The sequence below is a fragment of the Paenibacillus rhizophilus genome, from assembly GCF_003854965.1.
In the GTDB taxonomy this organism is placed as follows: domain Bacteria; phylum Bacillota; class Bacilli; order Paenibacillales; family Paenibacillaceae; genus Paenibacillus_AQ; species Paenibacillus_AQ rhizophilus.
Window position 1 is genome coordinate 167004 of record NZ_RQPI01000001.1, and the last position, 23121, is coordinate 190124.

Here is a 23121-nt window from a genome sequence, read left to right on the forward strand (position 1 = left end):
CCATCTTTAGAGGAGGAAAATCTAATGAACGCCAAAAAAGCACAAAGCTTTATTACCCAAAATGCCATTTATCTCGTACTCGTTGTCCTGATTCTTGGTATCGCCATTTACGAGCCGAGCTTCATGTCGGTCAATACGCTCCGCGACATTCTGATTCAATCGTCCACACGGGTTATTATCGCCCTGGGCGTTGCCTTTATTCTGATCACGGCCGGCACGGACTTGTCCGCGGGCCGGGTCGTGGGCCTGACGGCGGTTATCTCCGCCTCGATGCTGCAAATCCCGGATTATTCGCGCCGTTTCTTCCCGGATTTGCCGCAAATGTGGCTGATCATTCCGATTGTCATCGCCATTCTGGCCGGTCTGTTGTGCGGTCTGATCAACGGCTTGATCGTTTCCAAGCTCAATGTTCCGCCATTTATCGCGACGCTAGGCACGATGGTTATGGTATACGGCATCAACTCGTTGTACTTTGATATGAAACCGAACCAATCCCAGCCGATCGGCGGCTTGCGCCCCGACTTCACCAATATCGGATCCGGCTTCATCGGCAAGGGGCAGTATTCCATCCCGTATATAGTCATTATCGCCATTGTCGTAGCGCTCATTGTCTGGGTCGTCTTCAACAAGACGAAGCTCGGCAAAAACATGTACGCCATCGGCGGCAATATGCAGGCAGCCAAAGTGTCCGGCATCAACGTTTCCAAGAACCTGATTTATCTCTACGCCATCGCCGGCGCCCTGTACGGTCTTGCTGGTGTGCTGGAAGCTGCCAGAACGGGCGGCGCGACGAACAACTACGGCAACATGTACGAACTTGACGCCATCGCGGCTTGCGTCGTCGGCGGCGTATCCACCACAGGGGGCATCGGCACGGTGCCGGGCGTACTGGTCGGCGTCGTCATTTTCACCCTGATCAACTATGGCCTTACTTTTATCGGCGTCAGCCCTTACTGGCAGCTCATTATCAAGGGCCTCATCATTGTGGCCGCGGTTGCCTTCGACATGCGGAAATACTCCGCGAAGAAATAAGCGGGCGGTTCATAAAAATAGCACAATCTCATGAAGCCAAGCCGCTTCCGGGACCGACGGAATTTATTTCGCCGCCCGGGGGCGGCTTTTCGGTATGAACCCTCACAAAATGGGCGGTTATCCCATATTCTATGGGCAAACGCCTTATGACAGGGGGAACGGTGCATGTTGAAAATTGATTTGAGCGGCACGTTAACGGCCGGGAAGAATGCAGGGATAACGGCGGAAGTCCGGAAATGGGACGGCGAAGGGTGGAACGGCCGCATTCCTCAACCGGAGGCGCGGTTTGCGGAGAACGCATATGCGGTTATTCCGTCTGAACCCGGCTGGTACCGGATCGATGTCCGGGCTGAAGAAACGGAGATGACCGGCGGCATCGATTATGAAGACGAAGCGGGCCTGCGCGCCGCCTCGCTCCATCCGGCGCCTTTCAGTTTAAAGGAAGGAATGCTGTGGGGATATATCGGCGACAATGGCCGGACGGTGATTGAGCCCCGCTACGACTACGCCGAGGAATTTCAGGACAACGGTCTTGCGGTCATCCAGAGAAAGGATCTAAGCGGCTTAATCAACTCAGCGGGCAAAGAAGTGGTAAAGCCCGTTTACACGTTTATCGGCTCATTTGAAGAAGGACGCGCCGTCGCGAGCGACAGCAGGGGTTATTTTCTGATTGACGAGAAGGGCAAGCCGGTAACGGGACGCAGATACGACTATCTGAACTCCCTGCATGAAGGACGCGCGCTGTTCACGAAGCAGATAGAAGGCCAAGGTCTCAAATACGGGTATTTGGACCGTAACGGAAGGGAAGCGATTCCCGCCAAATACGAGGACGCGAATGACTTCAAGGGAGGCAAAGCGCTGGTCAAGCTCCATGCGGGCGAGTTTGCGCTCATCGGAAAGAATGGGGAGGTTCTGCATACGTACTCCTATCCTTTTGTCGGCAACCCCGGGGACGGCTTGTTGGCTTACCAGACGGAGGAGAACGGCCGTTACGGGTATATCGATGAGGAAGGAAATACGGTGATCAGTCCCCAGTTTACTTCGGCGCTGCCTTTTTCCGAGGGAAGGGCGGTCGTTAATATGGCGGAGAACTACGAGAACGCCTACGGCTTGATTGACAAGAGCGGGAAGTTCGTCATCCAGCCTCACTACGAATATATTCAGCAGCTCGGGGAGAACCGGGTCGCGCTTGGCACTCCCATTAACCCGGCGGAGACGTACAAGGGCATTGTGTACACTATCGCAGACGGTATAACCGGCCAGGTACTGAACACTCATCCGCTGCGCGGAGTGAATAACTACAGCGAGGGACTCGCTTCCGTCTACGACGAGAGCGAGACGTATTTTATCGACCGAAGCGGCGGCCGGGCCGCGCAGCCGCCGGTTGTCCCGGGAGCGGGTACCCTTTCCTTCAGCGGAAGACTGATCCGGGCGGATGTGGATCAGCGTACCGCGTATTATGACCGTAAAGGCAGACAGGTGTGGAGACAAAATACACTCATTCCCCTTCGCCCTCCCTACGCCGTGGAGGAACGCAAGTTCAAGCCGGATTTCAATTATCTGGTCTATTACCCGTACGTCATGGGGATTTCCGATTCGCGCGTATCCGCCCAGGTCAATGACAGACTGAAAAAGCTTTCGCTTGCCGATGCCGCCAGTGCCGGGGGCAGTGACAGAGACTACAGTTATACGGGCGATTTTTCCGTGTCCTTCTTCCGGAAGAATCTGCTGCAGCTTGAGCTTAGCGGCTACCGCTACCCGTTCGGGGCAGCGCACGGAATGCCGACCCGTATTTTTACGCCCATCGATCTTCGGACCGGAACGTTCTACGAATTAAAGGATTTGTTCAAACCATCGATTCCGTACACGGATAAGCTGAGCGAAATTGTCGCCCGGCAAATCAAGAATGACCCTCAATATTCCTATGTGTTCCCCGGCGAGTATAAAGGCATAGCTCCCGACCAGCCGTTCTATGTCGACGGAGAAGCGCTCTACCTGTACTTCGCTCCTTATGAGATCGCCCCATATGCGGCAGGTTTCCCGACCTTCCGGATTCCCTATGCGGAAATCATGGGCCTTATCAACACCGAGGGCGCATTTTGGCGGTCGTACCACTAAGCTCTGCCGCTCCAGCCGACTAATTAAACCGCTCTTCACTCCAATAAAAGTATACAAAGGAACTCCCGGATGGCAGAAATTAACGCCCCATTTGGGAATGTAGTATGTTACAATGACCAAGGAACATATTACAACTTTGTAATATTTGCCGCTGTTTTCTTACATGGCGGACAACTATACAACTAGAATAAGGAGATGGCGGAATGAAGAGCAGAACGATAAAAGCATTATTAAGCGGAAGCGTAGCGGCAGTGTTGGCGCTTGGCATATCCTTGCCCTCTCAGGCTGAAGCTGCCTCCGAGCAGGTGACGGTCAAGAACGGAATGAGCTATGAGCAGCTGATACAATATTTGCAGCAATATTATGGTGAATCGATCACCGTTGATGTGACTGGCGATCATATTTCCAAACCGGCTGAATCCAAGCCGGAAGCAGTGCCGGCGGCTGAGCCGACCCCGACGAAACCGGCCCCAACGAAACCGGCTGAATCGCCGGCGGCCAAACCCGCAGCTCCGGTGGCAAAAGCTCCTGAGGCTGCCCAATCTGACAGTTCCTCCTATATCAAAGAGGTAATCGCTCTGGTGAATCAGGAACGCAGTAAAGCGGGACTCGCGCCGGTGGCTGCGCTTGACAGCCTGAACAAGGTTGCAGCGGCCAAAGCAACGGACATGCGGAGCAATAATTACTTCTCGCATACGTCCCCTACGTACGGTTCTCCGTTTGATATGATGTCCTCATTCGGCGTAACTTACAGCTATGCCGGCGAGAATATTGCGATGGGACAGCGTACACCGGAAGAGGTAATGACTGCCTGGATGAACAGCCCGGGGCACAAAGCCAACATTTTGAGCAAAAATTTCAATTATATCGGCGTGGGCTTTGACAATAACTATTGGACACAGGAATTTATCGGAAAATAATTGTTTTGTATTTTATCGCCCTCCTGCTTGGCTGCAGGAAGGGCGTTTTTTTAGCTTCCCGTCCAAGTCGGAAGATGAAAGTTGTAAGCTGCCATTATGCTGAAAAAGAGTCCGACCAGCATGAACACGCAGTAAACCTTCAGCGCTTTGCGGCTTTTTTGATTCTTGAACAGGCTCAGCAAATCTATGAAAGACAAGACTGCATAAACGGCCAGCAACATCAGCAGCTTCATTTATTTTCTTCCTCCTTCTGTTTTAAGGAACTGCCGGTCAGCCCTGTATTTCTCACCGTCATCTTTGAGTGAATGGTGACCGGTATTTCCGTAAATAACTGATCCCAACGTTCGTTCAGCCCATTTTGCCATTGCCTCGGATATTTTCGGTGGACGGCCGCTCCAAAGCCGATGATGTCCGAGCGATAATCCTTCTGAACCTTTTTTAGTGTTAGGCGCAGCCTGTTCTCGACATCCTCCGCCAGTAAGTTTTCAATAAGACGAATGGATTCGGGATTTGTTAAATCCAAACTCGAGCTGCTCTCATAGAGATCTCCTTTCAGATATGCCTTAACCTCCATTCCTACTTCTCCTTCCTTGAGAAAAGGCGTAAGTTCGGTTTTGCTCGAAATCATTTCCAAGCTGACTTTTCCACCGCCTTTTTCTTTGGGGATCTCCAGAGTATAGGCCGACCCTTTTTTGGTTTTGTTATGAAACCATAGAACTCCTCTGGCCTCTTTTCGGTCTATCCAGCCTACCAGTTTGTCGTCCTTGAATACGGCCAGACCTTTAAGCGCAATGCTGCCCTCGATGTCGGAAGGAGGTACCCGTTTTGCGGTTTCCTCGCTGCCCTGAACATTTGATGCTACGACATCCATTTCGTCCGCAACCGGCTGAGAATCGTCCGCCAGGAGCATTTCGGCAAAATCTCTCATCTTGGCTCCGATGCCTGTGCCTGTTTTCTCCGATTCCCGCATGACCTCGGCAGGTATTTTTTCGAACTTCGGTAAATAATACAGCAGATCCAGTGCCTCGCCCCTGGTAAATATCAAATAACTTTGCATTCGGGATTCCTGGTATCGCACAAAAAAATCAAGCACAGGCGAAAGGCCTTGGCGTGCCATGCTCTCTCCGATGCAGATGATTCGGTTGTGGGCGAAGAAGATTTCCCTTTGCAGCTTCTCCTGAAGTTTGCGATAGGCATCCATAATGCTTTCCCCCGATTCGGACACTATCCAGACCGCCTTGGCGGCGATGTCTTTCTCACCGCTCGAACTGGTCCCTCCTTGCCCTGAAGATCCCAGCATCCTGGGAATGGCGAGTTGAAGGGCCAGACGGATTCTGCCGTCTTCCATCTGATCGATTCCGATGCCTGATACAAACGCGACGTCATTCACTTCTCTTCGGCTCCAACAGCCTGACAGAAGGGGAAGCGCCAGCAGGATAATGAGAAATAGAATTCGTTTCGTCACGGCGATTCGCACCTTTCCTCTTAAGGTTTCGATGGATTTCCCTTCGTCTGATTGCCCAGCCGTCTCTGATTACCCGGAGTGCTTCCCTCTGGCCGGTAGCTCATCCGCCACCAGGGCGCCCGAATCAGCACATCCTTTAAATCGCCGAAACGTAAAGGGGCTATGGGGGATAAGTAAGGCGTACCGAAAGACCGCAGCCTGCACATATGGCTGAGCAGAAATAATACCCCTATTAATACTCCGTAAAATCCAAGAGTGCCTGCCAGAATCATTATTGGAAAACGGAGCAGCCGGATGGTGATCGCATGGCTGTAATTCGGAATAATAAAGGAAGCAATACCGGTTAAGGAGACGACGATAACGAGCGGAGCCGATACGAGTCCGGCTTGAACGGCGGCCTGCCCGATCACCAGACCTCCAACAATGCTGACCGACTGCCCGATCGGTCTCGGCAGCCTGACCCCCGCTTCCCGCAAAGCCTCGAAGGATACTTCCATAAGGAACGCTTCGACAAGAGCGGGGAAAGGAACCGTCTCCCGTCCCGCGGCTATACTGTACACCAGGTTGGTCGGGATCATTTCAAGCTCGAAGGTCAGCAGGGCAATATAGACAGACGGCAGCAGCAGAGCAATAATCATACTGAGAAATCGAAGCCAGCGGACGGCGGTCATGAATAAAAATTTCTCGTAATAATCCTCGCTCGCCTGCAGCATCCCGTAAAAGGTCATGGGAACGATAAGGACAAAAGGAGTATTATCGGTAATAATCGCTACTTTTCCTTCCAATAAACACCCGGCAACCTTATCCGGACGTTCCGTAGTCATTAAGAGAGGAAACATGGAGTAAGGGCTGTCTCCGATTAACTCCTCGATATATCCGCTCTCCAAAATCGCATCGATATCCACTTTACGGATTCGGTCTCGAACTTCGGCTACTATGGAGGAATCCGCCAAGTTATCGAGGTATGAAATCACGATATCCGTTTTGGACAGCCGGCCGACCTTCATGGATTCCATTTTTAAATGGGGAGTTTTCAGACGTCTGCGAATAAGGCTCGTATTGGTCCGCAAATTTTCCGTAAACCCTTCCCTCGGACCGCGGATTACCGCTTCGGTGGCGGGTTCGCTCACAGCCCTTGAATCCCATTCTCTGGCCCCGATGAACAAAGCCTCAGCCAGGCCGTCAAGCAGCAGAGCCGTATCCCCTGACAGCACATGATCGATCAACCCGGCAATCTCGGTACCGGTGCTAATCTGGGCGGCGGTGATCACCCGTTCGCTTACCAGCGATTCAAGCTGCTTAAGGCTCTGCGGGGATTGGGAGGCGAACGCGATCAGCGGCTGCAGGACGTCCTCATCGATCAATTTCATGTTGATCAGCCCATCCACAAAGATAAGCAGCCCCTTTTGACCGTTTCCGACTTTGAATTCCCTAAAGATGATATCGGAAGAATGGGCAAAGGCCGCTTTCAGTTTCTCTAAATTGCCGCTAAGCTCTGTGCCGATCAGTTGGTTATCCATGTAAGTTTCTCCCGTTGTGGAATGATCCGGTTTATTCCGGCCCAATGAGTAAGACAAGCGCCCGAATGATCAATACGATAACCAGAAGCGCACTGTATAAGGCTCCCATAAACGCCAGCAGCAACTCTGCGGGAGTAAAGGGCTCGCTCATAGCGTGAGGCAGCGCGAACAAATAGATAAATAAGCACCAGACAATAAACAAGGGAAATATACCGGCAAAAAAAAGCCGCCGCAGCCATATCATCGTTCCACCTCCATATGAACATCGATCTACCGGAGTATTATTGGTGAAGAACAGCAATTTCATTCCAATCCGGGTTTAAGAATGAAAACGGAGGATTATAATGTAACCATTCTACTTTTTGGAAGAACGGGGATTGACAGATGAAGCGGGAGCAAATCGGAACAAGCCAGCTGTTTATTCTTATGGTCGCCTTTCAAATCGGGAGCAGTCTTATTTTTCCACTGGGCTTGAAAAGCGGGCAAAACGCTTGGCTGGCCGCATTGCTCGGCATGTTCTTCGGAATTCTTGTTGTGTTTGTATTTTTGCGGCTGTTTTCCCATTTTCAAAGGGATTCGCTGATTCAAATCATTCTGGGGCTTTTGGGTAGAGGGTTGGGCGTTCCGCTATGCCTTACCTATATTGTTTACTTTACCTACGAGGCTTCAAGAGTGGTCCGGGATTTTAGCGAGCTGCTTGCGGCCACGATTTTGGTTGATACGCCGCAATCTGTAATCATCGTCTGTTTTATCGCGGTCATTATTTACACGCTCCGCGGAGGGATCGAAGTGTTCGGGCGAATGGCGGAAATGGTGTTTCCCTTCGTCATGATTGTCATGGGCATCACCTGGTTCACGGTATACGCTTCCGGGGCGTTTAAGATCAGGCATTTGACGCCGATTATGTTTTCGGGTTCTGCAAACATATGGCGGGAGGCCTTCCCCGACCTTACAGTGCTCCCATATGGGGAGCTTATCGTATTTATCATGTTATGGCCGTTCTTGGGCGGCAAAGGAAAGTTGAGCAAGATCAGCCTTGCGGCCGTATTGACGGGGGGACTGCTGCTGACCATCAATATCCTGGCCATGTTGGCCGTATTAGGCCCGGAATTATACGGAATACTGAAGTATCCTCTATTGGCTTCCGTCCGAATGGTTTCGATTGGGGATTTTCTTGAGCGGATTGATGCAGTTGTTATTTTGCTGATGGTAGCAGGCGGATTTTTCAAAATCGGGGTTTATGTTTACGGCGCTGCTCTTGGAACAGCCCATTTATTCAAACTAAAAAGTCCCTGTGATGTGATGGTGCCCCTTGGCGCAATCATTGCGCCGTTCAGTCTGGTCATGGCTGAAAACAGCGGAATCCACAGTAAAATCGGACTGGGATTCGATGTGAAGTACGTGCATTTGACTCTTCAAATTATCATTCCGTCTTTACTGCTGCTGCTGTCGTTTTTGAAGCTGAAGAAAGATGGAAAAGAGCAAACCGGCCAAGAGGGGCCTCTTCGTGACAACAACGGGAACATGGAAAACGGCGATAAAGGGCAGGCCGAGGGGGAACCTTGAATTCTTTCCGCTTCTATATTCATAAAGAGGATCTTCCAGGCAGGAAACTCTGCTGACGGAAGATCCTTTTTCATTTTATTTAGAACATTTGCAAATTGCCGATAGAAGAATTATGTTTAAATACAATACACATTGTCGATCGGACGGAGGTATCGATTTGAACGATTTCAAATGGACTTGGCGGGGCGCAAGCCTTCTATCCATTACAGCTACCCTTTTGCTGCTCATCGGATTTGTCTATGCCGCTAAAGATATTATATATCCGCGGGGCGCGGCTCATTTCACGGAGACTCCGCAGAGCACGGCGGCTCCCGCTGCCGGAACTGACGTCCTGAAGGTTGCGGCAGTCGGCGACTCGCTGGCCAAGGGTACGGGGGACAATACGGGCGAAGGCTTTGTCCGCCGGACCGTAGCGGGCTTGTCCACGGACGGAATGAAAGCCGAACTGATCGGGAACCTCGGCATTAACGGACTGACGACTACCGGACTGGAGGACAAGCTGAAAGAGGAGGGCGTACAGTACGTCCTGCGCCAGGCGAACATCATTCTGGTTTCGATCGGCGGCAACGATCTGTTTGATGGGGCGCAGTCCATGCTGAATGAAGCGTCGGAAGGAACGGTTCCAGAGGGCGGAGCGTCAGATTCGGCGGGTACTCCCGGCATGAGCACGCGAGCCGCCGGGGGGAGAGATGAATTAAAGAATTTGGACCCTAAACGGCTCATCGCCGATCTTCCCTCCGTTTCAAACCGGCTGGAATCTATTCTAGGCTCCATTTCGAGGATCAATCCTTCGGCGAAGATCTACTATATCGGCCTTTACAATCCTTTTGGGGATCTGCGGGAAATGCTCATCCCGGGCAATCAGGCCGTTACAGCCTGGAACGATGCGGCAATGGATATCATCAACCGCAATATGGACATGACGCTTGTTCCGACGCTCGATTTGTTCAACGGTCATCTTGACAAATACTTATCCAGCGACCATTTTCATCCGAACGGCGACGGCTACCAGCGGATGGCGGACCGGGTTGTTCAAGCGGTACGGTAGAGGAAAGGAGCGGGGAACTTGCAATCGAACGAAAATGAAGACGGCCTTGGAACCGTCGTGTTATCCGTTAACGGAGTCCGTAAAAAAATAGGCCGCAAATGGATTATCGACAACGTAACCTTTGATGTCAGAAAAGGCGAAATTTTCGGCTTCCTCGGGCCGAACGGGGCGGGGAAGACGACCACTATCCGCATGCTCGTAGATTTAATACGTCCGAGCGAAGGCTCCATCACCGTATGCGGCTATAATGTCAACAAAGCGCCTGAAAAAGCGCTGCAATATGTCGGTTCCATCGTTGAAAATCCCGAGGTCTATACGTATTTGACCGGCTGGGAGAATCTGCAGCATTTCGCCAGGATGCAGCCTGGAGTGGACGAAGCGCGGATCGCCGAGGTTGTCGAAACGGTCCGGCTTGACCAGCGCATCCACGACAAGGTGAGAACCTACTCGCTCGGAATGCGCCAGCGCCTCGGCATTGCCCAGGCGCTGCTCGGACGTCCGCGACTGCTTATTCTCGACGAGCCGACGAACGGTCTCGATCCCAAGGGAATCAAGGAATTGCGTGAATTCATCCGCAGGCTGGCGGATGAGGGAATGGCGGTGTTCGTCTCCAGCCACCTGCTGAGCGAGATTCAACTGCTATGCGACCGGGTCGCCATCATCAGCAGGGGACGCGTGCTGGCAGTGGGCGGCGTGAGCGAGCTTGTCGCCCGAAATTCGCCTTATGTGCTGTGGGAGCTGGAGCCGTATGAACGCGGCGCCGCCCTGCTTGAATCGAGAGCGGGAATCCGGCTTGCCGATCCCGCCGAGCTTGCGCTGGACGACACGGTGATTGCGAATATGCGAAGCGGCTCCGCCTTGACGATTATGGATGACGATGCCGTTCCCGAAACCGTCGCCGCTCTGGTATCCGCCGGTGTAGAGGTCAGGGCCGTGCATAAAATCAATCCGACACTGGAACAGCTATTCTTGAAACTGACGGAGGGTGAGACCATTGATTAGCCTGCTGCCGCTCATCCGCAATGAGTGTATGAAGATCATCAAAAAGAAGCGCTTTTATGTCATCCTCCTCATTCTGCTTGTGCTCGTTCCGATGTTCACCTATGCCCAGATGCGCTCTGCCGAACGGAACAGGGAGAAGTTCAGCTCCGACTGGCGTCTGGAATTGCAGCAGCAGATTACCGATAATGAAAATTCGCTCAGCAGCAGCCGCATCCCGGAGGAATGGAAGACGTACCGCCGAATTTTTGTACAGCAGATGCAGTATTATCTCGACCATGACGTGAATCCGAATGAGCCCAGCGGGGTAACGTTTACCCGCGAATTCCTGGACAATTCGATCTCCCTGTTCATCCCGCTGCTGATTATGGCGGTGGCTTCGGATATCGTATCCGGAGAACGCACGACGGGAACCATTAAAATGCTGCTGACCCGGCCCGTTAGGCGCTGGAAGGTGCTGTTGAGCAAATTGATCGCGCTGCTCATGTTCGTATCGCTGATTATTTTGTCGGCCTTTCTGGTAAGCTACTTAATTTCCGGACTGGCCTTTGGCTACAGCGGCTTCAACGTACCGGTATTTACCGGCTTTCAGCTCAGCGGAGACACGGTCGATATGTCCGCGGTCCACTCGGTGCCGCAGTGGGAATATCTGTTGATGCAGTGCGGATTGATCTGGTTCGTCAGCGTCGTCGTCGCTCTGCTGGCCTTTATGGTTTCGGTGTTGTTCCGGAGCACGGCAGCCAGTATCGTTGTGATGATGGCGGCGCTGATTGCCGGCACGATCCTGACCAATATGGCTTCGGCTTGGACTTCGGCCAAGTACCTGTTCATGGTCAATTTGGGCCTGACGAATTACCTTGCGGGAACTCCGGCGCCGATCGCGGGGATGACCTTGCCTTTTTCCTTGGCGGTTTTAGGCGTTTGGGCGGCCGTTTCCGTGATCATTTCATTCGCCGTCTTTACGAAAAGGGATATTTTGAATTAGAATGTACAAAGTAACCAAAACGTTTGTTTGCATTTTGGGATTAGAGAAGAGAAGGGGGAACATGAATGTTCGAACAGGTCGATATGTTCGCTGAAGTCACAAAAAACGGCGCAGCAGACCGGACTGGATACGATGCTGACGACATTCAGGTGCTTGAAGGTCTGGTTGCGGTTCGCAAACGGCCCGGCATGTATATCGGCAGTACGAGTTCCTCGGGACTGCACCATCTTGTATGGGAGATCGTAGACAACGCCGTAGACGAGCATTTGGCGAAATTTTGCTCGAAAATTGACATTACGCTGCGCAAGGACGGTTCGGTTACCGTAACCGATAACGGACGCGGCATTCCGACCGGAATGCACAAGACGGGAGTGCCGACGCCGCAGGTGGTATTCACCATGCTGCATGCCGGCGGCAAGTTCGGAGGCTCGGGGTACAAGAAATCCGGCGGCCTCCACGGCGTCGGCGCTTCGGTTACGAACGCCTTGTCCGAATGGCTTGAGGTGGAGATATACCGGGAAGGCAAGATCCATCGCCAGCGTTTTGAATACTGGGTAGACAAGAACGGGAAAGAGCATGTCGGAGAACCGGTTACGGGGCTTGAGGTATTGGGCAATACGAACAAAACCGGCTCGAAGATCATGTTCAAGCCGGATATTCGCGTGTTCCAGGGAGGCATCTCGCTGAACTACGACACGCTTTCCGAACGGCTTCAGGAGATCGCTTTTCTTAACTCGGGACTGCGCATCACGCTGACGGATGAGCGAAACGGCCGCCAGGACGAGTACTACTACGAGGGCGGAGCGAGCGAATTCGTGCGCTATCTGAATGAAGGCAAAGACGTGCTCCACGACGTCATCCATTTCAGCGCCGAGAAGGACGAAATCGAGGTCGAGGTGGCAATCCAATACAACGGCGGCTACACCGAGACGATTGCCTCATTCGTCAACTCGATCCCGACCCGCAGCGGCGGGACGCATGAGACCGGGTTCAAGACGGCGTACACACGCGTCATGAATGACTATGCCCGGCGCACAGGGCTGCTGAAAGAGAAAGATAAGAATCTGGATGGCGGCGACCTGCGCGAGGGCATGATGACCGTCATCAGCATCAAGATGTCCGAGGTTGAATTCGTCGGCCAGACGAAGGACCAGCTCGGCAGCGCCTCGGCGCGCGGCGTGGTCGACTTTATCGTCTCCGAGAATATGCAGCGCTTTCTCGAAGAGAACCCGCAGGTGGCGCAGAGCCTGCTGAAGAAATCCATTCAAGCGGCCAAAGCGCGGGAAGCGGCGCGTAAAGCCCGCGACGAGATCCGTAGCGGCAAGAAGCGCAGCGAGGGCTCGAACCTGGGCGGCAAGCTAACGCCCGCGCAGTCCAAGGATTTCTCCCGCACGGAGCTGTTCATCGTCGAAGGCGATTCCGCCGGCGGCTCGGCCAAGCAGGGGCGCGACTCGAAGATCCAGGCGATACTGCCGCTTAAGGGCAAGCCGATGAATCCCGAGAAAGCGAAGCTGGCGGAAATACTGAAGAATGACGAGTACCGGGCGATCATTTCCGCGATCGGCGCGGGGATCGGACCGGATTTCGCAGTAGAGGACAGCAATTATTCCAAAATAATCATTATGACCGATGCGGATACCGACGGCGCTCATATTCAGGTGCTGCTGCTGACGTTCTTCTACCGGTACATGAAGCCGCTGATCGACGCGGGAAAAGTATATATCGCCCAGCCGCCGCTGTATAAGCTGACCCGCAAATCGGGCAAGCTGGAGACGGTCAGATACGCTTGGACCGACGAGCAGCTTCAGAATTATTTGAAAGAGTTCGGCAAAAACTTCGAGCTTCAGCGTTATAAAGGTCTCGGCGAGATGAACCCCGATCAGCTGTGGGAAACGACAATGAATCCGGAGTCGCGAACCATGCTTCAGGTGCAGATCGAGGATGCCGCCAAGGCAGAGCGCCGCGTATCCACGCTGATGGGCGATAAGGTCGACCCGCGCAAGCGCTGGATCGTGGAGAATGTTGATTTTACCGAGATCGTGGAGTAATGACGTGACATAATCTAAGTGTTCTCGTCGCAAGGTGACGAGAATTTCGATGTTTAAATGTTTTGGCGATTTGCGAAGCAGGGCGAGAGGTTTGGAACTGGAGGAGCGATAGCGTCCGCCTTTGTCTACGGATTCCCCCCTTTAGGGTTAATTGAAGGGAATCCGGAGACAACAGCGGCCGGAAGTCCAAACCGTCGCACAGCAACGTGCAGATCACCAATCTTTTATAAAGGCGACAGTTTGAGGAACAGAAGGTGAATGCATGAGCAGTTTATCCGAACAATTTTTGCCGGCATTTCTGGAAGAGGTCGTCGGTGACCGCTTCGGCCGGTATTCCAAATATATCATTCAGGACCGGGCCATCCCCGACGTCCGCGACGGACTGAAACCCGTTCAACGCCGGATTCTGTATGCCATGTACGATTCGGGCAATACACCGGACAAGCCTTACCGCAAGTCGGCCAAAACCGTCGGTGACGTCATGGGCAACTATCATCCTCATGGCGACTCTTCCATCTATGAAGGCATGGTAAGAATGGCGCAGCCTTGGAAAATGGGACATGTGCTCGTCGACGGACACGGCAACTGGGGCTCGATGGACGACGACCCGGCGGCAGCCATGCGCTATACGGAGGCCCGCCTATCGCCGATCGCCATGGAAATGATGCGCGATATCGAGAAGCGAACCGTGCTGTTCAAGGACAACTTCGACAATACGGCCAAGGAGCCGGTCGTCGTCCCTTCACGTTATCCGAATTTGCTCGTAAACGGTACAAGCGGCATTTCGGCCGGCTTTGCCACTGAAATTCCGCCGCATAATTTGCGCGAGACGATTGACGCCTGCATTGCGGTTATGCAGAAGCCGGAGATCGAGCTCGAAGAAATCATGACCTTTATGAAAGGCCCGGATTTCCCGACTGGCGGGCTCATTATGGGTGGCGACGGAATTATGGACGCTTACCGCACAGGCAAAGGACGCATTTATCTGCGTTCCAAGACAGAGATTGAGAATTTGCGCGGTGGCAAGCAGCAGATCGTCATCACCGAGATTCCATTTCAGGTGGTTAAATCGCGTCTCGTTACCGCCATGGAGAATATCCGTCTTGAGAAAAAAGTCGAGGGCATCGCGGAAGTGCGCGACGAAAGCGGACGTGAAGGTCTGCGGATCGTCGTCGAACTGAAGAAGGAGGCCGACGCGCAGGGGATTTTGGCATACCTGCTCAAGAAGACCGACCTGCAGGTCACTTACAATTTCAATATGGTAGCCATCGTCAACAAAGCTCCGCAGCAGCTTGGCCTCAAGTCTATTCTGGAAGCTTATATCGCCCATCAGCGTGAAGTCGTCACGCATCGTACCCAGTTCGATCTGGAGCGGGCGGAGGACCGGGCGCATGTCCTGGAAGGTTTGGTCAAGGCGCTCAATATTCTGGATGAAGTGATCGCCGCGATCAAAGCGTCGAAGAACCGCCAGGATGCCCAGAACAATCTCGTTTGGATGTTCGGCTTCAGCGAAAGACAGGCGGATTCCATCCTGACTCTCCAGCTGTACCGCCTGACGAATCTGGAGATCAAGACGCTGGAGAAGGAACTGGAGGAGACGCAGCGCAAGATCGCTGCCCTGCGTGCAATTCTGGAGAGCGACAAGAAGCTGGTCAGCGTCATCCGCAAGGAGCTGCTGGAAATCCGCGACAAATACGGCATCGACCGCCGCTCCGCCATTCAGGGCGAGGTGGAAGAGCTCAAGGTCAGCCTTGAGGCGCTGGTCAACGCGGAGGATGTGCTGGTCACGTTGTCGGCGGATGGCTATATCAAGCGGACAAGCATGCTTTCCTTCACCCGCTCCGGCGGCGAACGGAATGCGTCCGGAGTTAAGGAAGGCGACTATATCACCAAACTTCTCGACGTTAATACGCGGGACAGTCTGCTGGTATTCACAGGAAAAGGACAGTATTTCCTGCTTCCGGTGCATCAGATTCCGGAGTTTAAGTGGAAGGACCCCGGCACCGCGATTGTAAATGTAATCAGTCTTTCCAAGGGAGATGGCATTTCCGGAATAATACCTATAAGTAATTTCGAAGATCCTGCCCGCAGTCTGATTTTTGTAACGCGCAAGGGACAGGTGAAACGCACCGAACTGAAGGAGTATTTCACGAGCCGCAGCGGCGCCGTCGCTGCATGCAAGGTGGGAGCGGAGGATGAGGTGCTTTCGGTCATGCTTAGCGAAGGGGAACAGGATATTGTGCTTGTCACCCGGGAAGGCATGAGCATCCGTTTCCGCGAAAGCGAAGTGAACCCGATGGGCCGCGTGGCAGCCGGCGTCAAAGGCATTCAGCTTAAGGAAAGCGATGAGGTGGTGTCCTGCTTCCGGGTTTCGGACGATGAGGGAGAGATTCTCACTCTGACGGATATCGGTTACGGCAAGCGCAGTCTGCTGCTGGATTATGTGCCGCAGAGCCGGGGCGGCAAGGGAGTGCCGACCTTTGAATTCAAGGAAGGCAAACGCGTCCGTCCTAACGGAAGCCGGATTGCTGGCGCATTTTACTGCAAGGAGACGTTCGAACTGACCGCCATCACGCGCGAGGGAGCGGTGCATAGCTTCTCTTCGGAAGCTGCGCCGATCGCCGAACGCCGTTCCATCGGCAAGCTTCTTGTTCCGGTGGAGAAGAAAGACGAGATCGTCAGCGTGCAGATTAGCGTGAAGTAGAGCGGATTTTATCGAATACAGGCTGTACCCCTAAAGACATCTGCGCCCCTTTTTCGACAGGGTGCGGATGTCTTTTTATACATGGCGTGCCGTGTCGAAAAATAATAGCAATAAAATAAGCCGCCTCCGGAATGCGTAGTATCTTACAGGAGCAAGATTTGGACCGATTGACAATTTGGTTCATTCTGGTATTTAATATATTTTAAAATTTGCTTCACACGTAATCTAAGATTTTAAATACTTCTTTACAGCCGTTAAAAGTTTATGGGGTTATTTATTTTTTTCCTTTTGCAGGAAAAAGAAACTCTTCCGCGAACATGTTTTAATGACGGATCATTCGCCAAGAAAGGAAGGAACAACTGTGAACTCCTTTGAATTCAGTAAAATCTGGCATAAAATTCTCAAAGACTACAAGGTTCATATGGATACAAAGCTGGCCCCCACGCTTACCGACGCCCAACTAACCGTGCTTGAGCTTGTTCAGGAACGGGGAGCCGCCAAGCCTTCCGACCTCGCTCCGCATCTGGCTACCAGTCCTGCCGCGGTTACGATGCTGCTCGACCGGATGGAGCGGGGCGGGCTGATTATCAGGGACAGGGATGCCGCCGACCGGAGGATCGTCTGGGTCAGCATAACCGATCTCGGAAGAATGGAAACGGCGCGAGGCCTTAAGGTCCGCAGCGACTTTTTTGCGGAAGTCCTGGACCATATCTCGGCCCACAACCAGCAGCTTCTGCTGTATTTGATGGGTAAACTCGTGACCCCGGGGAACGAAGCCGTTCCTCTGGAGTTGAGCAGATAACCGGCCAATGCCTCATGAATACCGCTTTTGCAGCGGAGGCATTATGGCACCGTTATGAATGAGTCCAGCCAACGCTCAGGCAGCCAAGCGAAATCAAAGAGATTTATTAAAAAAAGCAGCGAGCCTCATCTCAAGATCGGCTCGCTGCTTTGTGTCATATTATCCGATTATCGTTCTAACGGAGCGCCCGTTCTTGAAGCTCCGCGGCCCACAGGTCCCAAGGATACTGCCGCGGGGGCATGGAGATCAGCTCTACATCCTGTTTGGTAATGGGATGCGGAAAGCCCACAAGCGAGGACCACAACGCGATTTGCTGGCCGGGCTTGTTGACGGCGGCTCCATACTTCTGGTCACCGTACAGCGGGCAGCCGGCATGGGCTAGCTGTACGCGGATCTGATGCGACCGTCCGGTGAGCAGGTCAATCTTCACAAGGCTGAGGCCTTCGGCAAATCCCAGCACCGAATAGTCCAGCACGGCTTCCTTGCCGCCCGGCGTGCCTTCCCGGACAACGGTGACCGTGTTCGTCTTGGCGTTTTTGAGCAGGATATTTCTCAGCCGTCCGCTTGATGCGGGAAGCCGTCCGTGCACGACGGTCAAATACCCTTTGCGGAAGCTCCGGCTGCGGACGCTCTCCGACAACCGCGAAGCGGCCTTGGAGGTCTTGGCAAAGATCATGGCCCCGCCGACAGGCCGGTCCAGCCGGTGCACCAGCCCCATAAAGACGTTGCCGGGCTTGTCATAGCGCCGCTTGACGTCCTCTTTTAGAAGGGTCAGCAGGTCGGCGTCTCCGGTTGCATCCTCTTGTACGGGAATATTAAAGGGCTTTACGATCCCAAGAAGATGATTGTCCTCATACAAAATGTCATAAGAAGACGGGGGCAGTCCGTCCTCCCGGCCTCCGTTCAAGTTTTGCGCCATCGCTCTTTAGGACTCCCAGCGGCCGAGAATGCCGCAAGGCAGATTCAAGCCGGAGGAAGTAATCGGCAGGCCGATTTCCCCAGCGCTGAGCTTGCCCCCGAAACGGGACTTCATTGTCATGGCCAGCATATTCTCCAGAACGGTCGGGGAAATGCCGGTCGTATAGGAATTGATGAGCAGGAATAGCGGGTTGTCGCTCAGAATGTCCATACAGCTTTCGAGGAAAGGGTACAAGCTCTGCTCAAGCTTCCACATTTCGCCGCCGGGTCCTCTTCCGTAGGAGGGAGGGTCCATAATGATCGCATCGTATTTGTTGCCCCGGCGCTGCTCGCGCTGCACGAATTTGAAGACGTCGTCGGTGATGAAACGGACCGGACGTTCTCCAAGGCCGGACAGCTGCAGGTTTTCTTTTGCCCACTGGACCATGCCCTTGGCCGCATCGACATGTACGACGGAAGCGCCCGCACTGGCTGCCGCAACGGTTGCTCCGCCGGTGTAAGCGAACAGGTTGAGCACCTGTATTTTGCGTCCCGCGCCCGCAATCTTGTCCATCATCCAGCTCCAGTTGGCCGCCTGCTCCGGGAATAGCCCCGTGTGCTTGAAGTTCGTTGGACGAAGATGGAATCTAAGCTTCCCGTAGCGGATGCTCCAGCTATCCGGTATGCTCTTCTTCATTTCCCACTGGCCTCCGCCCGATGAGCTGCGATGGTAATGTCCGTGAACATCCCGCCATTGCGCGGTTTCGTTTACAAGCGGCCATATAATCTGCGGATCCGGACGCCGAAGAATAATGTCTCCCCAGCGTTCCAGCTTTTCTCCGCCTCCTGTATCGATAATCTCATAATCTTTCCAGTCCCGAGCCATGTACATGCTAATCCATCCTTCAAAAATTCATTTAGCCTATATTGTACATCATTTTGCCGGTTCTTAACAAACGGTTAGTCCGTTTGAGTCAGGCCGCAGGCAGGTCGCTTTTTTTCATATGAGCCAGGGTATTATTTCAAAGCTTTGTACATGAGAATTAAATCGACATAACTTCCGGGGCCAAGTTTGATTTGTTTAAGCCGTCTCCCTTCCTCCTGAAATCCGAGACTGCGGTACAGCTGAATGGCATTTTCGTTGGAAGAAAATACTTCAAGGCAAACTTTTTCGATAAGAGGACGGGAGGCGGTCCAATTCAGCATCGTGGCAATCAGTTTTTTTCCGATCCCGAGTCCTCTCCAGTCCGGAGACAGCATGATGCCGAACTCGCGAACGTGAGAACGTTTCTCCAGCGAAGGGGTGTACAGGATCAGCCAACCGGCTAAGGTATCGTTTGCCGCGGCAACCAATAAAAGCTCGCCCGGATGACCGGCAGCCGCATCGATTAATTCTTTATAGTCTTCATTCGTTTTATGAAACTCGTGGGGCGCGGTCATAACATATCTATTCTCTTCCACAACTTTACGCTGGACGGAAAGGATACCGGCCGCGTCAGCGGGGACCGCTGATCTGATAATTACGGGTATTCCCGATTTAGATAGGTACTCTTGTTTGTGCAAAATGGCCATTTCGATCTCCTCCCGTCGATAAAATTATTATATTGCAGGCCGCTCAGCCCGGCTGTGAAAAACGCTGACAAGCTGATTAGATATGAAAAAATAATATTGACAATGATAATCATTATCAATAAAATAGGTGATATCGCAGCCGTCTTACGAAGATAGGATGCATTCATTTATGGCTTTCTGTGACTTAGGGGAGGATGCGGAGCATGGCAAAAATATTGGTGGTATATGCCAGCCTGACCGGCAATAATTTACTGCGGCGCGGTTGATGTGCTAGAAGAAAAACTGAAGGAAAGAGGGGCTGCCATCGTGCAAACAAGCCTGAAGATCGAGTATGGGCCGACTGCAGCGGAGAAAGAGGAATGCCGCAAATTCGGACAGCGTTTTGCCGAGCTCTGCGTGGCGGTGCCTTAAATATGAATACAACGCATTGTACGGCAGTTAATCCGGCGCCCCCTCTTCCAAAGCTATACGACTACATTGTGGAGCGTGCGCTGCTGGATATGGCGGAGATCTGCGGTGACGGCGGAAAAGGCCTGCCTCTGTGGCGTCAGCAGGTACAGTATGCGGTCGGCCATACACTCAATGATTATTACAGCTTGGCACCCGAGGTGCGCAGGCAGACGCCTATTCAGTTTATCCTGGAGCGAAGATGGCCGCCTCAGTCCCGGTGCTTTCTTTCCCTGATGCATTATTTGAAAGTTAAAAACACGATATGCGATGAGCTGATCCGGCTTGTCGGCGGCAACCCTGAGGAAGACATTCCGTTCATGCTGTATGAGCAGTGGCATGTTCCCGTGCCCGAACTGCAAATGGAGCTCTCTATGATCTTTCAATTGGTCTGGCACTCCCGCAGAAACGGAAGCGGTCTGAAGGTGCAGAAATTTATGGTTTGCGGAAATGAGGAAGTTGTCCTCGGATTTTTACATATGGCCAACGTATTCTGCCGCAAGGCTTACGGCATGCCCCCCGTGAGCGTGGAGATCCATTTTCTCATGGAAGGGGAGAAGCGCAGTTGCGAAGGAGATTTCTTTACGCTGGAAGCTTCTCTTGATTACTTGAGGCTTCTGTCACACTTAAACGGGGAATCAAACAATGGAAGCGCAGGCTGTGGGGCGGAAGGGGCCAGCCGGAGCCGGAGCGGCGAAGATGTGCTACCCCGACATCTTCTGATGTGACCCGCCGGCAGCGGCAACCCAGCCTCGCGCCTGCCTTCGGCTTAGAAAAGGCCCTATGTACCGTCATCGGTCCGTAGGGCCTTGAATTGTGTTAATGCTAAGCCGGCATATCGGGTTCAATGAGGTTCGGGCCAATCTAGCCGATATAGCGGAAGTAGTCCTGCTTGTTCGTGATTACAAATCCGCAGCTCTCATAAAGCTTCAGCGCATTCGGATTATCCAGCGAGACTTCAAGATTGACTCCGTTACCGCTGCGCTTTTCCCGCTGAATGGTCTGGAGGAGGGCGCTCCGTCCGATGCCTCTGCCCCTCAGTTTCTCGTCAACGGTAAAAGCGTAAATCCACGTCTCATGACGCTCTGTCCAGAGGCGCAGCTTTCCCGCCGGCTGTCCGTCCAGTTCGACGATAATATGCTCGGTGTTGCCTTCCATCGCCAGCTCGTCGTACATGTCCGCCGCCTCTTCCGGCGTCATATCGAATCCTCTGCTGTCCAGAGCGACCAGCAGCGCCATTTCATCTGCGCGGGCGGGCCGGAGGATGACATGGTCATCCGGCAGTATCTTGTTCTCAAAGGCTGAACGCTCTGCCGCTTGCTTTTCATCCCATTTCATCTGGTATTCGGCATGATCGAAGTCGAGCGGCAGGGTCTTCAGAAACCCCGCGGCGGACTTGGAGGCCGCCGGTGCGTTCAGCAGCACAGTCTGCGCCCCTCCGCGGGCGATGTAGCTCTGCGCCCGCTTCCAGAGCGAGGTGAAGATGCCGCGCCGGCGGTAGCCCGGACGCACCATGCCGCATACTTCGATTTCGCTTCCGAAGCTGTACAGCCCGATAAATCCCGCCAGCAGCTCATCCTCGTAGGTTACGAGCCATTCGGCGGCGCCGCCCCCGGGTTCCCTGCGGAGGGAATCCCAATTGAGCTTCATTGAGATGCCTTCAAATTCCTCGCAGCGGCGCTGTAATTCCTCTATTTCGCGTAAAGTTTCATGTGTTGTCAAACCCGTCATCCTCCTAAAATTGGAATCGCAGCCCGGGTGGACATTTCCGCTGCGAACAACGGGCAGGTTGCTTAAGACTGACCTTTCCCGTTCTCTTTCAGCACGTCCCCGTATTCGGGATGCTTCTTGAATTGATGGGCGGCGTAGGAGCACTGGGGAATGATGGTCAATCCCTCATCTCGCGCTTTGTCCACGACCGCCTTGACCAGCTGTTCGCCGGCTCCCTGACCTCGCAATTGTTCCGATACGTACGTATGATCGACGATCATCGTGTTGGAAGGGTCCAACTGGTATGTAATTTCAGCGAGGTCTTCTCCGTCACCGCTAACATAAAACCGTCCTTCATCCGATGAAATCTGCAGCATATTCATCACTCCCGTTTTATTATTACCGTTATTTTACTCTCTCTCAGGGGAAAAAGCGAATTCGCTCATAACCTGTCGAGCGGGAATGGAAAACGCGAAATTTGGAGGATTGTGGGTAAGGAGACAATTTTGACTCTCATTTTCGGGAGTGCTATACTGATTCCACAGCACAGCAATATGGTTAATAAGAGACTGGTTAGAATACATATCTAATCGGTCTTATGTTTTTTCAATCCATCCTTAGGAGGAATTGGCAATGAGTGAAACAGTACGTTTGATGGAAAGAGCCGGGAAGCCTGCCGCGCAGCGGAGACAGGGCCTGGTGCCTGTTGTCATCTACGGTGCGGGTTCTGAATCCCTTTCCTTTAGCGCGGATGCAAAAACGATCGACACTATTCTGGGCAAAAATCCGCGGGCGGTTTTAAAAGCGGAACTGCCGGCTTCCGGCACCAAAGATGTGATTATCAATGAAGTGCAGCGCCAGCCTTTGACCAAAAAGCTGCTGCACATCGACTTCCATGTGATCGATATGAAAGCCGAGCTGGATACCAAGGTAGCTTTGCATTTTACCGGCACACCGGCGGGTGTGAAGGGTGGCGGAGTACAGACGGTCGAGCTGCATGAGCTTGATATCCGTACACTGCCCGATAAATTGGAGTCCGTATTAGAAGTTGACGTCAGCGCTCTTGAGATCGGGGATCATCTGCTGGTTTCCGACCTTCCGAAGCATGAGGGCTGGGAAGTATTGACGGACCCTGAGACGCTGGTTGTCAAGATCGCACCTCCTGCCGTGGTAGACGAGCCTGCGGCCGAGGAAGAAGGAGCCGCAGAACCGGCGGCTGCGGAAGAAGCTGCCGAAGGAACGGAAGCCTGATTGCCGGCTGAACATTGAATATAGACAAGCAGAGCGC

Annotated in this window: 22 protein-coding genes; 13 read left to right on the top strand and 9 right to left on the bottom strand. The window is 53.0% G+C overall.

Going from position 1 to position 23121, the window contains the following annotated elements:
• Window positions 1-24: 24 nt before the first annotated feature.
• The 3 genes from mglC to EH198_RS00825 all read left to right on the top strand — a co-directional run bounded on the left by mglC (window position 25) and on the right by EH198_RS00825 (window position 4070).
• Window positions 25-1032, top strand: coding sequence for a galactose/methyl galactoside ABC transporter permease MglC (gene mglC, locus EH198_RS00815; protein WP_124693662.1), 1008 nt, complete (start codon window positions 25-27; stop codon window positions 1030-1032).
• Between the two features lie 165 nt (window positions 1033-1197).
• A complete protein-coding gene (locus EH198_RS00820; RefSeq protein ID WP_124693663.1) occupies window positions 1198-3150 on the top strand; it encodes a WG repeat-containing protein in 1953 nt (650 codons plus the stop codon).
• Window positions 3151-3353: 203 nt separating this feature from the next.
• Entirely contained in the window at window positions 3354-4070 is a 717-nt protein-coding gene (locus EH198_RS00825; protein ID WP_185702697.1) for a CAP domain-containing protein, read from the top strand.
• 50 nt (window positions 4071-4120) lie between these two features.
• Here EH198_RS00825 and EH198_RS00830 read toward each other — a convergent pair whose 3' ends face one another.
• The 4 genes from EH198_RS00830 to EH198_RS00845 are packed head-to-tail and all read right to left on the bottom strand — an operon-like array spanning window position 4121 to window position 7299.
• Window positions 4121-4303, bottom strand: a complete 183-nt coding sequence (locus EH198_RS00830; RefSeq protein WP_124693664.1) for a hypothetical protein — start codon at window positions 4301-4303, stop codon at window positions 4121-4123.
• Window positions 4300-5535, bottom strand: a complete 1236-nt coding sequence (locus tag EH198_RS00835) for a Ger(x)C family spore germination protein (RefSeq protein WP_185702698.1) — start codon at window positions 5533-5535, stop codon at window positions 4300-4302. Before EH198_RS00835 ends, EH198_RS00830 begins: the two co-directional genes overlap by 4 nt.
• Before the next feature lie 20 nt (window positions 5536-5555).
• Entirely contained in the window at window positions 5556-7055 is a 1500-nt protein-coding gene (locus EH198_RS00840) for a spore germination protein (RefSeq protein ID WP_124693666.1), read from the bottom strand.
• Window positions 7056-7086: 31 nt separating this feature from the next.
• Window positions 7087-7299 (bottom strand): hypothetical protein, encoded by a 213-nt coding sequence (locus tag EH198_RS00845; RefSeq protein WP_124693667.1) that lies wholly within the window; start codon window positions 7297-7299, stop codon window positions 7087-7089.
• A gap of 140 nt (window positions 7300-7439) precedes the next feature.
• Here EH198_RS00845 and EH198_RS00850 point away from each other — a divergent pair, with 140 nt between their 5' ends.
• The 7 genes from EH198_RS00850 to EH198_RS00880 all read left to right on the top strand — a co-directional run bounded on the left by EH198_RS00850 (window position 7440) and on the right by EH198_RS00880 (window position 17207).
• Complete coding sequence (locus EH198_RS00850; protein ID WP_124693668.1) at window positions 7440-8621, top strand: GerAB/ArcD/ProY family transporter; 1182 nt, start codon at window positions 7440-7442, stop codon at window positions 8619-8621.
• 157 nt (window positions 8622-8778) lie between these two features.
• A complete protein-coding gene (locus EH198_RS00855) occupies window positions 8779-9669 on the top strand; it encodes a GDSL-type esterase/lipase family protein (RefSeq protein ID WP_246014053.1) in 891 nt (296 codons plus the stop codon).
• Between the two features lie 18 nt (window positions 9670-9687).
• On the top strand, window positions 9688-10671 hold the full coding sequence (locus EH198_RS00860) for an ABC transporter ATP-binding protein (RefSeq protein WP_124693670.1): 984 nt from the start codon (window positions 9688-9690) through the stop codon (window positions 10669-10671).
• Window positions 10664-11653, top strand: a complete 990-nt coding sequence (locus EH198_RS00865; RefSeq protein WP_124693671.1) for an ABC transporter permease — start codon at window positions 10664-10666, stop codon at window positions 11651-11653. Before EH198_RS00860 ends, EH198_RS00865 begins: the two co-directional genes overlap by 8 nt.
• Before the next feature lie 65 nt (window positions 11654-11718).
• Entirely contained in the window at window positions 11719-13701 is a 1983-nt protein-coding gene (gene parE, locus EH198_RS00870) for a DNA topoisomerase IV subunit B (RefSeq protein ID WP_124693672.1), read from the top strand.
• A 262-nt stretch (window positions 13702-13963) separates the two neighbouring features.
• Window positions 13964-16405, top strand: coding sequence for a DNA gyrase subunit A (gyrA, locus tag EH198_RS00875; protein ID WP_124693673.1), 2442 nt, complete (start codon window positions 13964-13966; stop codon window positions 16403-16405).
• Between the two features lie 361 nt (window positions 16406-16766).
• Window positions 16767-17207, top strand: a complete 441-nt coding sequence (locus tag EH198_RS00880; RefSeq protein WP_124693674.1) for a MarR family winged helix-turn-helix transcriptional regulator — start codon at window positions 16767-16769, stop codon at window positions 17205-17207.
• Window positions 17208-17382: 175 nt separating this feature from the next.
• On the opposite strand, the gene EH198_RS00885 is transcribed toward EH198_RS00880, so the two are convergent.
• The 3 genes from EH198_RS00885 to EH198_RS00895 all read right to left on the bottom strand — a co-directional run bounded on the left by EH198_RS00885 (window position 17383) and on the right by EH198_RS00895 (window position 19676).
• The gene (locus EH198_RS00885; RefSeq protein ID WP_124693675.1) at window positions 17383-18126 is read right to left on the bottom strand and encodes an RluA family pseudouridine synthase; all 744 of its coding nucleotides are present in this window, start codon (window positions 18124-18126) and stop codon (window positions 17383-17385) included.
• Window positions 18127-18132: 6 nt separating this feature from the next.
• Window positions 18133-18996, bottom strand: coding sequence for a class I SAM-dependent methyltransferase (locus EH198_RS00890; RefSeq protein WP_124693676.1), 864 nt, complete (start codon window positions 18994-18996; stop codon window positions 18133-18135).
• Between the two features lie 125 nt (window positions 18997-19121).
• Window positions 19122-19676 carry a GNAT family N-acetyltransferase gene (locus EH198_RS00895; RefSeq protein WP_124693677.1) on the bottom strand — a complete coding sequence of 185 codons (555 nt, stop codon included), beginning with the start codon at window positions 19674-19676 and terminating at the stop codon, window positions 19122-19124.
• Between the two features lie 267 nt (window positions 19677-19943).
• On the opposite strand from EH198_RS00895, the gene EH198_RS00900 reads away from it, so the two are divergent.
• Together EH198_RS00900 and EH198_RS00905 are read left to right on the top strand one after the other, a co-directional pair.
• On the top strand, window positions 19944-20087 hold the full coding sequence (locus tag EH198_RS00900; protein ID WP_185702699.1) for an NADPH-dependent FMN reductase family protein: 144 nt from the start codon (window positions 19944-19946) through the stop codon (window positions 20085-20087).
• Window positions 20088-20089: 2 nt separating this feature from the next.
• Window positions 20090-20851 carry a hypothetical protein gene (locus EH198_RS00905; RefSeq protein ID WP_124693678.1) on the top strand — a complete coding sequence of 254 codons (762 nt, stop codon included), beginning with the start codon at window positions 20090-20092 and terminating at the stop codon, window positions 20849-20851.
• Window positions 20852-20987: 136 nt separating this feature from the next.
• On the opposite strand, the gene EH198_RS00910 is transcribed toward EH198_RS00905, so the two are convergent.
• Both EH198_RS00910 and EH198_RS00915 read right to left on the bottom strand, forming a co-directional pair.
• Window positions 20988-21845: a GNAT family N-acetyltransferase gene (locus EH198_RS00910; protein ID WP_185702700.1), complete on the bottom strand. Its 858-nt coding sequence runs from the start codon at window positions 21843-21845 to the stop codon at window positions 20988-20990.
• A gap of 71 nt (window positions 21846-21916) precedes the next feature.
• Window positions 21917-22210, bottom strand: a complete 294-nt coding sequence (locus EH198_RS00915; protein WP_124693680.1) for a GNAT family N-acetyltransferase — start codon at window positions 22208-22210, stop codon at window positions 21917-21919.
• A gap of 256 nt (window positions 22211-22466) precedes the next feature.
• Between EH198_RS00915 and EH198_RS00920 the strand changes: the two genes are divergently transcribed.
• A complete protein-coding gene (locus EH198_RS00920) occupies window positions 22467-23084 on the top strand; it encodes a 50S ribosomal protein L25 (protein ID WP_124693681.1) in 618 nt (205 codons plus the stop codon).
• Window positions 23085-23121: the final 37 nt, after the last annotated feature.